Here is a 13,987-nt window from a genome sequence, read left to right on the forward strand (position 1 = left end):
TATGGAAATTTCATTATTAACAGATGTTGGTCAGAAGCGTACAAATAATCAAGATTATGCCAATCAATTTGTTAATCGTGCCGGTATGACAATGGTTCTTTTAGCAGATGGTATGGGAGGTCACCGTGCCGGTAATATTGCTAGTGAAATGGCAGTAACAGACCTCGGTGCCGCTTGGGTGGATACTCAAATTGATTCTATTAACGGTGTCCGTGAGTGGTTCGCAGAACATCTCGAAACAGAAAATCAAAAAGTTCACCAATTTGGTCAAGATGAAGAATATAAAGGCATGGGAACGACGCTTGAAGCCTTAGCAATTATTGGCAATCAAGCAATTTATGCTCATGTAGGGGATTCTCGTATTGGTTTGGTGCGTGGGGACAGCTACAGACAGTTGACGAGCGATCATTCTTTGGTGAATGAATTACTCAAAGCAGGACAAATTACGCCTGAGGAAGCAGAACGTCACCCACAACGCAACATCATCACGCAATCAATCGGTCAAAGAGGCGAAGTGCAGCCTGATGTTGGCATGATTAGCTTAGAAGATGATGATTACATTATTTTGAATAGTGATGGTTTGTCCAATATGATTTCAGAAAGTGAAATTTATGACATTATGACAAGCGATATTGCTCTTTCAGAAAAGGCGGAAACCTTGATTCGCTTTGCAAATAATGCAGGCGGTCTGGACAATATTACAGTTGCCCTGGTTCATTATCATAAGGAGGACGCAGAATGATTCAAGTCGGCAAGATATTTGCCGGACGATATAAAATCATCAAACAAATTGGTCGAGGTGGCATGGCAGATGTCTACTTGGCGAAAGACTTGATTTTAGACGGGGAAGAAGTCGCAGTTAAGGTTCTAAGAACCAATTACCAGACAGATCCGATTGCTGTGGCGCGTTTTCAAAGAGAGGCGCGAGCTATGGCAGACTTGGATCATCCTCATATTGTTCGGATTACCGACATTGGAGAAGAAGAAGGTCAGCAATATCTAGCAATGGAATATGTGGCTGGACTCGACTTAAAGCGCTATATCAAAGAGCATGCTCCTTTGTCCAATGAAGAAGCGGTTCGAATCATGGGACAAATCCTTTTGGCGATGCGTTTGGCACACACGCACGGGATTGTTCACCGTGATTTGAAACCTCAAAATGTCCTTTTAACTCCAGATGGCGATGCAAAAGTCACTGACTTTGGAATTGCGGTAGCTTTTGCAGAAACGAGCTTAACGCAAACCAACTCTATGCTGGGGTCTGTACATTATTTGTCACCAGAACAGGCGCGTGGTTCAAAAGCGACCGTTCAGAGCGATATTTATGCCATGGGGATTATTTTCTATGAAATGCTGACAGGACATATCCCTTATGATGGAGATAGTGCTGTTACGATTGCCCTACAGCATTTCCAAAAGCCTCTTCCTTCTGTGATTGCTGAAAATCCAAACGTTCCACAAGCATTGGAAAATGTAGTCATCAAGGCAACGGCAAAAAAATTGACGGATCGTTATCAGTCAGTTGCAGAAATGTATGTGGATTTATCAAGCTGCTTATCTGCTGACCGTCGAAATGAGAAAAAACTAGTTTTTGATGACACTGCTAAAGCAGACACAAAGACACTGCCGAAAGTATCACAAAATACCTTGACTTCTGCGACGAAGTCAACACCTGCTCCTACAAAAGAAGTAGTCAGTAGTACGCCTACGCCTACGCCAAAAGCAAAAAAGAAGCGCCGTTTAAGAACGCGCTATAAAGTTTTGTTATCAGCGGTGGTTTTAGTCATCGTAGCTCTGGTGGCTTTAGTCTATTTGAGTCCGTCAAATGTAAAAATCCCAGATGTTACTGGAAAAACTATTGCCCAAGCACGTTCTGCAATCGAAACTGCAGGTTTGAAAGTTGGCAAGGAAAAAGACGAATACAGTGATTCTGTTAAAAAAGATTCAGTTATTCGCACCAATCCAGAAGCGGGAACGCAACGTCGTGAGGGCAGTACGGTGGATCTGATTGTCTCAAAAGGGACTAAAACTTTTATTATGGAAGATTATAAAGGTCAGAAAAGAGCAGATGCTATCAACAATCTGGTACAAAAATACAAGGTTTCAAAAGGCTTAATTAAAACAGAAGAAGTTGAAAGTAGTGAGTATGCGGCAGGAACAGTTGTTGATCAAACACCAGCAGCAGGCAGCACTTATGATTTGACTTCAAAGACACGTATTACGTTAAAAGTAGCGAAGTCCGTTTCAAGTGTCACGATGCCAAGCTATATCGGCTCAACTTATGAATTTGCTTATAATAATTTGACAGAAGTGATTGGTATTCAAGGTGCGAATATTGAAAAACGTACGGTTACAACAGCTCCAGCGGGTACACAGGCAAATACGATTATCAGACAAACCCCAGAAGCTGGTCAGTCTTTGAATTTGAAGAGTGATCGCATTGTCTTATATGTATATGAGCCAAAAACCGAAGATTCTTCAACATCTGGAAGTAGTTCACAATCTGATAGCAGCTCAGATAAAACTAGCCCATCCTCTAGCAGTTCGTCAGCTAGTGGTAATGATGGAAGCAGCTCAAAAACACCAGACACAAGTGCTAGTGCAAGTAATTAAAAAAGAGAGAGGATAAAATCGTAGTTTTGTTAAACCGATTTTCCCTCACTCTTTTTTTGCACTCGTTTTACATCATTGATAAGCATTGTTTTTGCTCAATCAAGTTTATCCAGTATATTGTAAATAAAAATGTTAGCTTCTAGGACTACAAACTAGAACTTGAAAATATTTTCTTCCAGTTCACTCCCTTCTTTTCATACCTTAGCCGGAGGAATTTTTGTAAGTTTTTGATACAATAGAGTAAGAAAGGTATCGAGGCTATGAGAAAGATCCAATTTTTTATCTTTGTTGAATCTATTCTATTAACATTTGCATTAGTGACCATTTTGTCTGGTCATTTTTCACGTGTTATTCTTTTTTTGGTGCTCTTCTTGTTATTGCTCTATTATTATTTTGGAAAACAAAGAGGAAATTTTCTGCTAGTAACCTCTACCATACTGCTCTTTTTCATTATTATGCTCAATCCTTATGTTATTGCTGCTTTGCTCTTTGCGGTCATTTATGGCATGATTGTGGCTTATCCTTACATTTATAAGGAAAATGGAGTGACGAATCTCATCTTTGATGATGCAGTAGAACAAAAACGTGAAAAAAATCAATGGTTGGGAAATCTTCATCATTTTGGCTCATCGGATACCTGTAGATTTGATGACATCAATCTTTTCCGTCTTATGGGTAAAGATACGATTCATTTGGAACAAGTCATTATCACAAACCATGACAATGTGATTATTTTGCGAAAATTTTTCGGAAATACAAAAATCATCGTGCCAGTTGATGTGGCAGTCAGCCTGAAAGTGAATAATTTATATGGTGAATTGCAGTTTTTAGATCAACCTGTTTATGAATTGCGAAATGAAAGTATCAGCCTAACGACACCAGACTTCAAGCGAGCACATAAAAGCGTCAAAATTGTCCTGTCAACGTTTTTAGGAAATGTTGAGGTGGTTCGCAAATGAAAAAAGTCTACTATCTCTTGATTAGCTTTTATTCCCTACTCATTTTAGGAATCATTATTCATTATATTTTTAGCCTATTTAATTTTGATTGGCAACTGATTTTTAGTAATGTAGAGCGGTTGGAAAAGTTCAGTTTCTTTGTGATTGTACTGACTTTATCTCTGACGATGCTGATGATTTTAGGTGTTAAAGTGATTCAAATGGTCACTTTGTCGGCCATTCAAACAAACCTAAAAAATGTTTTAGAAGGTCGAGAATTACAAGAGATTCATCAGCCTGAAATTGATGCCTCTTTTCGGCAGGTTTCAGAGAAATTGACTCATTTGACAGAAAATCTGCAAAAGTCAGAGAACCGTGCCCTGCAAAATGAGGAGACGATTATTGAGAAAGAACGCAAGCGAATTGCGCGTGACTTACATGATACGGTCAGTCAAGAGCTTTTTGCTGCTAATATGATTTTGTCAGGTGTGACAGGTCAAGTGGAGAACTTAGATACGGATAGCTTATCAAAACAATTGACAGGCGTATCAGGAATTTTAAATACTGCCCAAAGGGATTTGCGTATCTTGCTTCTACATTTGAGACCGACAGAGTTGGAGGGGAAGAGCTTAGTTGAAGGGCTGAACCTCATCTTGAAAGAGCTATCAGATAAAAGCGATATTGAGGTGAGTTTTCACCATGATGTTCAAAAATTACCGAAACAGATTGAGGAGCATATTTTTAGAATTGCTCAGGAAATTATCAGTAATACGCTCCGTCACGCCAATGCGAATCATTTAGATGTTTATTTGTATCAAACTCGGAATGAATTGCAGTTGAAAATGACAGATGATGGGATTGGCTTTGAGCATACCTCATCTGATGAATTGAGCTATGGTTTGAAAAATATGGAAGAAAGAGTAAATGACATGGCAGGAACAATGCAGATTTTAACCGCTCTGAAGCAGGGAGTGGCAATTGACATTCGTGTGCCATTATTGAAAGGAGCTTAGGATGCAGATTTTATTAGTAGATGACCATGAAATGGTAAGACTTGGCTTGAAAGGTTATTTGGATTTACAAGACGATGTGGATGTAGTGGCAGAAGCTTCAAATGGTCGCGAAGGAGTTGAAAAAGCTTTGGAGTTGCACCCAGATGTGATTATGATGGACATTGTCATGCCTGAAATGAATGGGATTGAAGCGACGCTTGCCATTTTAAAAGAATGGCCTGAAGCTAAAATTCTCATTTTGACTTCTTATTTGGATAATGAAAAAATTTATCCAGTTTTAGATGCGGGTGCTAAAGGATATATGCTAAAAACTTCTAGTGCTGATGATATTTTACGAGCGGTCCGAAAAGTAGCCAAGGGTGAACTTGCTATTGAAACAGAGGTCAGCCAAAAAGTAGAATATCATCGAAATCATATTGAATTGCACGAAGATTTGACTGCGCGTGAGCGAGATATTTTAGGACTACTGGCAAAAGGTTATGAAAATCAACGCATAGCAGATGAATTATTTATTTCTTTAAAGACAGTGAAAACACATGTGTCCAATATCTTATCAAAGCTAGAGGTGAGTGACCGTACACAAGCTGTTGTTTATGCTTTCCAACATCACCTTGTCCCACAAGATGACATTTAGTGGTATAATAGAAAACAGAATAATTGCTAGAGGGAGATTATGGACGCAAAATTAAAGTATAAAGCCAAGAAAATCAAAATCGTCTTTTTCGATATTGATGATACGTTGCGAGTGAAAGATACTGGCTATATTCCGGACTCTATCAAAACGGTGTTTAAACAGCTAAAAGAAAAAAGAATTTTGACAGGAATTGCTTCAGGGAGAGGGATTTTTGGTGTAGTGCCAGAGCTGAAAGCATTGCAGCCGGATTTCTTTGTCACTTTGAATGGTTCCTATGTAGAGGATAAAAGAGGAAATGTAGTTGTCCAGCATGCCATTCCCAAGGAAATGGTGGAGGCATACATTGCGTGGACGAAGGAAGTTGGGATTGACTTTGGCCTCGTTGGTAGTCATGAGGCAGCGCTTTCGACGCGAACACCGCTTATTGATGAAGCCATTGATATTGTTTATCCTAATTTACCTATTCAGCCGGATTTTTATCAAGATCACAACGTTTATCAAATGTGGACATTTGAAGATATTGGAGATAGCTTGCAATTGCCCAAAGAGTTAGAAGAACATCTACGATTGGTTCGCTGGCATCCGCATTCATCAGATGTAGTTCTAACAAATGGTTCAAAAGCATCTGGAGTTGCGACAGTTGTGGAGCATCTAGGGTTGAAGCCTGAGAATGTGATGGTTTTTGGAGATGAACTCAATGATTTAGAGTTGTTTGATTATGCAGGTATCAGTATTGCTATGGGCATTTCCCATGTAAAGATCAAAGCAAAGGCTGATTTTGTGACAAAAACAGTAGAAGAAGACGGCATTTTTTATGCCTTAGAGGAGTTAGGAATGGTAGAAAAAGAATTGCATTTTCCACAAGTAACGATGGAAACAACAGAAGGACCGAAAGCGACTATTAAAACCAACCACGGTGATTTGAAATTTCAATTATTTCCAGAACAGGCACCGAAGACAGTGGCTAATTTTATCGCTTTGTCAAAGAATGGCTACTATGATGGAATCATTTTTCACCGGATTATCAAGGATTTCATGATTCAAGGTGGTGATCCAACTGGTACGGGTATGGGTGGCGAATCTATTTATGGTGAAAAGTTTGAGGATGAGTTTTCTCCAGAATTGTACAATATCCGTGGAGCACTTTCAATGGCCAATGCTGGTCCGAACACAAATGGCAGTCAATTTTTTATTGTGCAAAACAGCAAGATTCCTTATGCACAAAAGGAATTGGAACGTGGTGGTTGGCCGACACCAATTGCTGAAATCTATGCAAGCAAAGGTGGAACGCCTCATTTGGATCGCCGGCATACTGTGTTTGGTCAATTGCTAGACGAGGCTTCTTATCAAGTGTTAGATAAGATTGCGGCAGTTGAAACTGGTGCAATGGATAAACCGCTTGAGGATGTCGTGATTGGAACTATTGAAATTGAGGATTGAGATGAAAATTGGTGAAAAACTAAAAGGCCGAATTACTGGTATTCAGCCTTATGGTGCTTTTGTGGAACTAGAAACGGGTGCCATGGGATTGATTCATATCTCAGAAATTCGGACAGGCTATATCGAAAATATCCATGAAATTCTGCATGTTGACGATCAGGTCTTGGTGCAAGTGATGGACTATGATGAATTTTCAGGCAAGGCTAGTTTGTCAATGAGAACTCTGGAAGAAGAGAAGCATCATTTACCTAAACGCCATCGCTTTTCAAATGACCGTTACAAGATTGGTTTTGCACCGCTCACTAAAAATTTGCCGACTTGGACCAAGGAAGCAATGGATTTTCTGAATCAATCAAAAGAAGAAACCAAATGACAAGAATTGTGATATTTTCATATAAAAGACCCCCTCAATAAGAGAGCATTGTATCTTATTGAGGGGGTTATTTATTCTCATACATTTTCAGGTGGATATCAATTCTGTATTCTTTGTTCAAACCACTATCACATTAAAGCATATTCATCTGGCAGCATGATGGTTTCTTTGCCATTATTGTCAGTCACAAAGATTTCTCGTGGAAAAAATGGATCGAAAGCGTCATTAAAATCAAAAGAGACAGTAGTTGACAGACTTGCCTCGGAAAATCGAAATGTTAATTTTCCTTGATGGTTGATGAGTTCGAATCGAAGAAGTTCATCTAATTCAAACACATCTTTTAAAAAATTATCAATGATGTACCAGAAAGAATCAATAATGTCATCTGGCAAACTTGTTACAACGCCAAAGCTGGCATAACGTCCACGTGTATTTGTAAAAGCCATTGTTTCTTCCTTTCTGTGCTCATTCATCAAAGTATTTTCTATATGATACATAAAATAAGCTTGAATTGCAAGAAATTGTTCTTTGAAAATCAAAAAGGACCAGAGGTCCCTTGACAACTTTAGCGATTCTTTAGCTCTACATAACGTTTGTACCAAATATTGACATAGGCCTGTGAAAAAGGTCCACGCTCATTATTAATCCAGTCTACTAAGATTTTTACATTTTCTTTGAGAATGTAATCTAAATCATTGGAGTAGCTCATCTGCCGTTTGTGGCGCTCGTATTCATCTACATCCAGCAATCGCTTTTCACCATTGGTGAAGACTTTGACGTCTAAATCATAATCTATGTATTTTAATGCTTCTGCATCAAGATAATAGGGGCTGGCTAGATTGCAATAGTAGGAAATCCCATTTTCGCGGATCATAGCGATAATGTTAAACCAATATTTTTTATGAAAATAGACAATAGCTGGCTCACGTGTCACCCAACGCCGCCCGTCACTTTCTGTGACCAAGGTATGGTCGTTGACACCAATAATGGCGTTTTCAGTTGTTTTTAGTACCATGGTGTCGCGCCAAGTGCGGTGCAGACTTCCATTATGCTTATAACTTTGAATTGTAATAAAGTCGCCTTCTTTTGGAAGCTTCATAATCTACCAACTTTCTACAATTTATCAGGTTATCGCTTTTATTGTAACATATTTTCATGAAAAAACATAAATAAACCTTACATTTTTTATAGATATTCTTTGAGAGCGCTCGCGATATCAGAAAAATCAAAGCCTTTGCGTGCGAGTGCTTTAGTAAGGCGTTGCTTTAAATCATAGCCGTCGTATTTTTTAGAATACTTGCGGTATTGTTTGTCTAATTCTTTGTAAAGCAATTCTTGTTGTTTTTCGTCATCGTTTTCTATGGTAAGGCTTTGATAAGCTATTTTTGCTTCTTCATAGGAAAAGCCTTTATTGATAAGCTGTTGTAAGATTTTATCGTGAAGTGCTTTTGTCGGGAGCTTCCCTTGATATTTTTTGAGTAATTTTTGAGCAACTGTTTCTGCTAGGTTTGTAAAATCATGTTGATGCAACTCATCATCAATGATAGAAGCAGCAATTCCTTTTTGCATTAACTTTTGCTTGAGCGCATACGCACCTTTGTCTCCTGAGAGAAGATTGGAATGGATAAATGAATGAGTATATTTGGCATCATCTAGCCAGTTGTCTTTTTTTAAGTTGTCAATAACGTGAACAATCGTTTCCTCTTCCATGTCGTGCTTGCGCAAATAATCATTGACTTCCTTTACAGTACGCTGCTTGAAAGAAAGATGATACAGTGCCAGATTTTTTCCATAAGAAAATTGAGCATATTCTTGGATTTCTTTCAGATCTTGCTCAGTAATGTTCATACCTTTTGACAACATAAAATGAACAATGGTATCTTCGGTGACATACAGTTTTTCCGTTTCGTCCAGCTCTAAGAGATAAAGCCGCTTTTTCTTTTCAATTTTTGTAATTTTCATGATTCTATTATACCTCAAAATATGGTAAGATAGGCTTATGAATCTGAAAGTAAAACAAAAAATCCCCTTGAAAATCAAAAAAATGGGAATCAACGGGGAAGGGATTGGATTTTATAAAAAGACATTGGTCTTTGTGCCAGGTGCTTTAAAAGGTGAGGATATTTTTTGTCAAATCACGACGGTTAAGCGTAATTTTGTTGAAGCAAAACTGTTGACGATTAACAAACGCTCCAAGTATCGAGTAGAGCCTCCTTGTGAGATTTATGAAAAATGCGGGGGCTGCCAGATTATGCACTTGCATTATGACAAACAGTTAGAATTTAAGGCTGATTTGCTGCGACAGGCTTTGAAAAAATTTGCACCTCAAGGTTATAAAAACTACGAGATTCGTCCAACGATTGGTATGCAAGAACCTCAATATTATCGAGCGAAGTTGCAGTTTCAAACACGGAAATTTAAGGGAGATGTAAAAGCGGGTCTTTATGCACAGAATTCTCATTATCTGATTTCTTTGAAAAACTGTCTGGTTCAAGATAAAGTAACGCAGAAAGTCATCAATAAAGTGGCTCTCCTTTTGGGAAAGTACAATCTTCCTATCTATGATGAGCGCAGGAGAGCCGGCGTTCGGACAGTCATGATTCGCAGGGCTCGAAAAACGGGACAGGTGCAGATGATTTTTGTTACGGGAAAGAAGTCGGACTTTTCTCCAGTCATTCGTGATTTGTCAGCAGAATTTCCAGAGTTGGAAACAGTGGCGGTCAATTACCATACGACAAAATCAAGTGAAATCTATGGAGATAGGACGGAGATTATCTGGGGGAAAGAAACCATTCAGGAAGGTGTTTTGGATTACGAGTTTTCCTTATCGCCTAGAGCTTTTTACCAGCTCAATCCAGAGCAAACAGAGGTGCTTTACAGTGAAGCAGTCAAGGCGCTTGATGTGACATCTGAAGAGCATTTGATTGATGCTTATTGTGGCGTGGGAACGATTGGCTTTGCCTTTGCTAAAAGAGTCAAGTCTCTGCGAGGTATGGACATTATTCCGGAAGCCATTGAAGATGCTAAGCGAAATGCCGAGAAGATGGGGTTTGACAATGCTTATTATGAGGCTGGGACTGCTGAAAGTATTATTCCTCGCTGGTACAAGGAAGGCTATCGAGCAGATGCCTTGATTGTGGATCCACCACGGACTGGTTTGGATGAAAAACTGCTTGAAACGATTGTTCGCTATGCACCGAAGAAAATGGTTTATGTCTCCTGTAATGTCTCTACTCTAGCTAGAGATTTGGTGCAATTGAGCAAGGTCTACGATGTTCATTATATTCAATCTGTGGATATGTTTCCACACACAGCCAGGACCGAGGCTGTAGTGAAATTGATAAGGAAAGAGGATTAGAATGAATATTTGGGAAAAATGCATAAAAAAGCCAAGGAGCTCTATAATCCGCATGAGGTATCGCCCTTTGTGTACGCTAATCATGTTGTAGCAGCTATTGAAGCAGAGGACGGAAAGATTTATATCGGCTTTTGCTTTGCTCCAACAACTTGAGGACTGTTGGAGGTTGCAGATAAAATCAACGAAGTTGGTATAATAAATGTAGTGTCTTTCATCTCTGTGCTGAAAGGGCAGCAGCTTTTAATATGTATCAGTATTCTGGGCAGACAAAAATGAAACGAGTATTGGCTTTTCGTGATAAACCGTCTTATGGTGGAGGTTCTGGTATGCCTTGTGGGGCATGTAGAGAATTTTTAATGGAGTTGAATCTTGAGAATCGTCATTTAGAGTTTATGTTGGATTTTGAAAAACGAGAAACGATTACTTTGGGAGAACTCATGCCTTACTGGTGGGGACAAGAACGTGCTGAAAATGACGGAAAATGATATGAAGCACTTTTACTGTATGTTAGAATAATATGCAAGGCGCCTCCTAACAACGAAAGTTCAAAGGATCAGGATGTAAAAATTGCAAAGAAGGTATCCTTTAGCAATACTATTGATATTTTATAGCGTTTGGTAAATGGGATAGAATGACTTGTTCATGAGTGAGTCTAGTTTGAAGCAGATGATAAATAGGCGACAGAAGTTGAGTAATAAAATGAAACGCAAATATTTTCAACTACTTCAGCAATAGAAAAACTTGTAGAAAACAATCTCTACAAGTTTTTTTATTTTACAAGGAAATATCTGTATTTTCCAATACTTTTTGTGCATCTGATACGATTGTTTCAATGATTTCTTTGCATGGTCGGATTTCTTTTATCATACCAGCAATTTGACCGCACATCATGGAGCCGTTTTTGGTATCTCCGTCATATACAGCTTTTGAGAGAGCTCCAATAGTAATCTCTTCCAGTTCCTCACGGCTGGTACCTTTATTTTCAAGTTCTATATAATGGTCTGTCATTTCGTTTTGGATACAACGAACGGGGGCACCCGCCCTCCTGCCTGTGACAGCTGTATCTGTATCATTTGCCTTGAGAACTGCTTCTTTATAACTTTCAGCGATTGGGCATTCTTCTGATGCGAGAAATACCGTACCGAGTTGAACTCCTTGTGCGCCTAAAACGAAAGCAGCAGCAAGCCCGCGACCGTCTGCAATACCTCCTGCACCAATCACGGGAATATCAACTGCATCAGTAATTTGTGGCAGCAAAGCCATGGTATTGGTGCTACCGATATGACCACCCGCTTCAGATCCTTCAGCGATAACAGCGTCAACACCTAATTCTTGCATTTTTTTAGCATGTTTCACGCTGGCAATGACCGGAATAACCTTGATACCTGCTTCTTTGAGAGCAGGCAGAATAAATTTAGGGGTGCCAGCACCAGTTGTCACAATAGGAACTTTTTCTTCGATGATAACATTCACAAGCTCTTCGACATTTTTCAGCATCAGCATCACATTAACAGCGAATGGTTTGTCTGTGAGTTTACGCAATTCACGAATTTCTTCGCGCAATTGGTCGCCAGTCATACCACCTGAAGCAATAATCCCCAAGCCACCCGCTTCTGAAACAGCAGCAGCCAACTGATAGTGAGAAATTTGCGCCATAGCACCCTGAAAAATTGGATATTTAATGTTTAATAAAGTTGTAATAGACATACTATCTCCTCAGTCCTATTTTTAAAATTATTATATCACGATTATAAAAGCGTTTTCAAATCTGTGATTTAATAACTTTTCTTTTGTTTGTGAAATATTTTGCTTTGAAGAGAGGATTTATCAATTATTTTAATTGTGAAAAATAAAGAATCGTTTTATTATAATAATTACTTATACTATATTAAAAATAGTTATAGATACTTAATTCAGAAAAATGGAATCAACTAAAGATAAAGAGAGTTTTGCTTTTACTTAGAGAGTAACTAATTTTTTATGTTATAATGATAGAAAATGAATCATGAGGTGAGAAATGGACAATATCATTGATGTCTCCATTCCTGTGGCAGAAGTAGTTGACAAGCACCCAGAAGTATTAGAAATTTTGGTGGAGCTTGGTTTTAAACCGCTTGCCAATCCAATCATGCGCAATACGGTTGGTCGCAAGGTGTCATTAAAGCAAGGCTCTAAGTTAGAGGGAACCCCTATGAATAAAATTGTCATGACATTGGAAGCAAATGGCTATGAAGTTGTGGGGCTAGACTAATGGCAGATGAACGAATTGAAATTTTGAAATCTATTTTGCTGGATTTGCATCATGGTGCAACAGCAGAAGAGGTTCAAGAGCAGTTTAACAAGCATTTTACAGGCGTTTCAGCTATTGAGATCAGTCTTATGGAGCACGAACTGATGAACTCGGATACGGGTGTAACCTTTGAGGATGTTATGTCGCTTTGCAATGTTCATGCGAATCTTTTTAAAGGAGCAGTGAAAAATGTAGAAGTTGCAGATACAGATCATCCAGGGCATCCAGTTCGAATTTTTAAGCAGGAAAATCTAGCTCTTAGAGCTGCTCTGTTGCGGATTCGGCGCCTCCTTGATACCTATGCTCAAACAGATGATGCAGAAATGAAGACAGAGTTGGAAAAGGGACTGATGCGCCAGCTGGACTTGGTCGGTCAATTTGACATTCATTATCAGCGCAAGGAAGAGCTGATGTTTCCGATTATGGAGAAATACGGTCATGACTCACCGCCCAAAGTCATGTGGGGTGTGGACGACCAGATTCGAGAGCTTTTTCAGGAAACAAAGACCGCTGCTGAAGATTTGTCTAACCTAGGTATCGAGCAAGCTCGAGCAACATTTGAAAATTTTGCGGCTGAGTTTGAAGCGATGATTTTCAAGGAAGAATCCATCTTGCTTATGATTTTGCTGGAATCTTTCACACAGGACGATTGGCTGAAAATTGCAGAAGAAAGTGATGCTTACGGCTATGCGATTATCAAGCCGGCTGAGAAATGGATGCCAGCTCGTCAATCATTCACGGAGGCAGAAAAAGAGGCTGCTGAGAAGACTGGAAGCGAAGCGGCAGCTAGTGATGAGCTTGTGTCAGACGGTACTATTCAGCAGGTCATTGAGACACCTGATGGGCAGGTCACCCTTTCTTTTAAGCCAAAAAAGAAAAAGGCAGAAAACAATTTTGATCGACAGGCCCAACAGTCTTTTGGACATGGCTATTTGTCAGTGGAAGAGGCAAATCTAATCTTGAATCATCTGCCGATGGAGATTACCTTTGTCAATAAGGAGGATATTTTCCAGTACTACAATGACAGTGTGCCAGCTGATGAGATGATTTTTAAACGGACGCCGAGTCAAGTGGGGCGCAATGTCGAGCTGTGCCACCCGCCTAAGTTTTTGGAGAAAGTTCGCTTTATTTTTAAGGAATTGCGCGAAGGCAAGCGAGACAAGTTTGTTATGTGGTTTAAGTCGGAGTCGCGAGGCAAATTTGTCCATGTGACGTATGCAGCAGTACGAGATAAAGCAGGAGAGTTTCAAGGGGTGCTGGAATATGTCCAAGATATTCAACCTTTCCGTGATATTGAAGAAGATTTCTACCGAGGAGTAGATTAGAAG

General features: G+C 39.3%; 14 protein-coding genes and 1 pseudogene. 11 read left to right on the forward strand and 4 right to left on the reverse strand.

The window, feature by feature from the left end; genetic code table 11:
- Position 1 precedes the first annotated feature (1 nt).
- The 7 genes from EL087_RS01840 (at position 2) to EL087_RS01870 (ending at position 7,011) form a co-directional block, all read left to right on the forward strand.
- Positions 2-742 carry a Stp1/IreP family PP2C-type Ser/Thr phosphatase gene (locus tag EL087_RS01840; protein WP_126406505.1) on the forward strand — a complete coding sequence of 247 codons (741 nt, stop codon included), beginning with the start codon at positions 2-4 and terminating at the stop codon, positions 740-742.
- The gene (pknB, locus tag EL087_RS01845) at positions 739-2,613 is read left to right on the forward strand and encodes a Stk1 family PASTA domain-containing Ser/Thr kinase (RefSeq protein ID WP_126406508.1); all 1,875 of its coding nucleotides are present in this window, start codon (positions 739-741) and stop codon (positions 2,611-2,613) included. The genes EL087_RS01840 and pknB overlap by 4 nt, the downstream gene beginning before the upstream one ends.
- Positions 2,614-2,873: 260 nt before the next feature.
- Positions 2,874-3,572, forward strand: coding sequence for a cell wall-active antibiotics response protein LiaF (gene liaF / locus EL087_RS01850; RefSeq protein ID WP_003025810.1), 699 nt, complete (start codon positions 2,874-2,876; stop codon positions 3,570-3,572).
- The gene (locus tag EL087_RS01855; protein WP_059221090.1) at positions 3,569-4,564 is read left to right on the forward strand and encodes a sensor histidine kinase; all 996 of its coding nucleotides are present in this window, start codon (positions 3,569-3,571) and stop codon (positions 4,562-4,564) included. Before liaF ends, EL087_RS01855 begins: the two co-directional genes overlap by 4 nt.
- A gap of 1 nt (position 4,565) precedes the next feature.
- Positions 4,566-5,198, forward strand: coding sequence for a response regulator transcription factor (locus EL087_RS01860; protein WP_003028406.1), 633 nt, complete (start codon positions 4,566-4,568; stop codon positions 5,196-5,198).
- Positions 5,199-5,237: 39 nt separating this feature from the next.
- Entirely contained in the window at positions 5,238-6,638 is a 1,401-nt protein-coding gene (locus EL087_RS01865) for a bifunctional Cof-type HAD-IIB family hydrolase/peptidylprolyl isomerase (RefSeq protein WP_126406510.1), read from the forward strand.
- Between the two features lies 1 nt (position 6,639).
- Positions 6,640-7,011, forward strand: coding sequence for a S1 RNA-binding domain-containing protein (locus tag EL087_RS01870; RefSeq protein ID WP_126406513.1), 372 nt, complete (start codon positions 6,640-6,642; stop codon positions 7,009-7,011).
- A gap of 128 nt (positions 7,012-7,139) precedes the next feature.
- On the opposite strand, the gene EL087_RS01875 is transcribed toward EL087_RS01870, so the two are convergent.
- The 3 genes from EL087_RS01875 to recX all read right to left on the reverse strand — a co-directional run bounded on the left by EL087_RS01875 (position 7,140) and on the right by recX (position 8,973).
- The gene (locus EL087_RS01875) at positions 7,140-7,457 is read right to left on the reverse strand and encodes a DUF960 domain-containing protein (RefSeq protein WP_049516901.1); all 318 of its coding nucleotides are present in this window, start codon (positions 7,455-7,457) and stop codon (positions 7,140-7,142) included.
- A 119-nt stretch (positions 7,458-7,576) separates the two neighbouring features.
- Entirely contained in the window at positions 7,577-8,110 is a 534-nt protein-coding gene (locus tag EL087_RS01880; protein WP_003028401.1) for a DUF402 domain-containing protein, read from the reverse strand.
- 86 nt (positions 8,111-8,196) lie between these two features.
- A complete protein-coding gene (gene recX / locus EL087_RS01885) occupies positions 8,197-8,973 on the reverse strand; it encodes a recombination regulator RecX (RefSeq protein WP_126406516.1) in 777 nt (258 codons plus the stop codon).
- Positions 8,974-9,010: 37 nt separating this feature from the next.
- Here recX and rlmD point away from each other — a divergent pair, with 37 nt between their 5' ends.
- Positions 9,011-10,369 carry a 23S rRNA (uracil(1939)-C(5))-methyltransferase RlmD gene (gene rlmD / locus EL087_RS01890; RefSeq protein WP_126406519.1) on the forward strand — a complete coding sequence of 453 codons (1,359 nt, stop codon included), beginning with the start codon at positions 9,011-9,013 and terminating at the stop codon, positions 10,367-10,369.
- 1 nt (position 10,370) lies between these two features.
- Positions 10,371-10,854: pseudogene (locus tag EL087_RS01895) on the forward strand (cytidine deaminase family protein).
- 289 nt (positions 10,855-11,143) lie between these two features.
- On the opposite strand, the gene EL087_RS01900 reads toward EL087_RS01895, so the two are convergent.
- The gene (locus EL087_RS01900; protein WP_126406522.1) at positions 11,144-12,076 is read right to left on the reverse strand and encodes a nitronate monooxygenase; all 933 of its coding nucleotides are present in this window, start codon (positions 12,074-12,076) and stop codon (positions 11,144-11,146) included.
- 310 nt (positions 12,077-12,386) lie between these two features.
- Here EL087_RS01900 and EL087_RS01905 point away from each other — a divergent pair, with 310 nt between their 5' ends.
- Both EL087_RS01905 and EL087_RS01910 read left to right on the forward strand, forming a co-directional pair.
- Entirely contained in the window at positions 12,387-12,620 is a 234-nt protein-coding gene (locus EL087_RS01905) for a DUF1858 domain-containing protein (protein ID WP_003028395.1), read from the forward strand.
- Positions 12,620-13,984, forward strand: coding sequence for a DUF438 domain-containing protein (locus EL087_RS01910; RefSeq protein ID WP_126406526.1), 1,365 nt, complete (start codon positions 12,620-12,622; stop codon positions 13,982-13,984). Before EL087_RS01905 ends, EL087_RS01910 begins: the two co-directional genes overlap by 1 nt.
- Positions 13,985-13,987: the final 3 nt, after the last annotated feature.

The sequence above is a fragment of the Streptococcus milleri genome (assembly GCF_900636525.1).
GTDB classification, from domain to species: Bacteria; Bacillota; Bacilli; order Lactobacillales; family Streptococcaceae; genus Streptococcus; species Streptococcus hominis.

Bases quoted from the DNA above. Each gene is read 5' to 3' on its own strand.
- EL087_RS01840 (WP_126406505.1), top strand. From the start codon at position 2: ATGGAAATTTCATTATTAACAGATGTTGGTCAGAAGCGTACAAATAAT.
- pknB (WP_126406508.1), top strand. From the start codon at position 739: ATGATTCAAGTCGGCAAGATATTTGCCGGACGATATAAAATCATCAAA.
- liaF (WP_003025810.1), top strand. From the start codon at position 2,874: ATGAGAAAGATCCAATTTTTTATCTTTGTTGAATCTATTCTATTAACA.
- EL087_RS01855 (WP_059221090.1), top strand. From the start codon at position 3,569: ATGAAAAAAGTCTACTATCTCTTGATTAGCTTTTATTCCCTACTCATT.
- EL087_RS01860 (WP_003028406.1), top strand. From the start codon at position 4,566: ATGCAGATTTTATTAGTAGATGACCATGAAATGGTAAGACTTGGCTTG.
- EL087_RS01865 (WP_126406510.1), top strand. From the start codon at position 5,238: ATGGACGCAAAATTAAAGTATAAAGCCAAGAAAATCAAAATCGTCTTT.
- EL087_RS01870 (WP_126406513.1), top strand. From the start codon at position 6,640: ATGAAAATTGGTGAAAAACTAAAAGGCCGAATTACTGGTATTCAGCCT.
- EL087_RS01875 (WP_049516901.1), bottom strand. From the start codon at position 7,457: ATGGCTTTTACAAATACACGTGGACGTTATGCCAGCTTTGGCGTTGTA.
- EL087_RS01880 (WP_003028401.1), bottom strand. From the start codon at position 8,110: ATGAAGCTTCCAAAAGAAGGCGACTTTATTACAATTCAAAGTTATAAG.
- recX (WP_126406516.1), bottom strand. From the start codon at position 8,973: ATGAAAATTACAAAAATTGAAAAGAAAAAGCGGCTTTATCTCTTAGAG.
- rlmD (WP_126406519.1), top strand. From the start codon at position 9,011: ATGAATCTGAAAGTAAAACAAAAAATCCCCTTGAAAATCAAAAAAATG.
- EL087_RS01900 (WP_126406522.1), bottom strand. From the start codon at position 12,076: ATGTCTATTACAACTTTATTAAACATTAAATATCCAATTTTTCAGGGT.
- EL087_RS01905 (WP_003028395.1), top strand. From the start codon at position 12,387: ATGGACAATATCATTGATGTCTCCATTCCTGTGGCAGAAGTAGTTGAC.
- EL087_RS01910 (WP_126406526.1), top strand. From the start codon at position 12,620: ATGGCAGATGAACGAATTGAAATTTTGAAATCTATTTTGCTGGATTTG.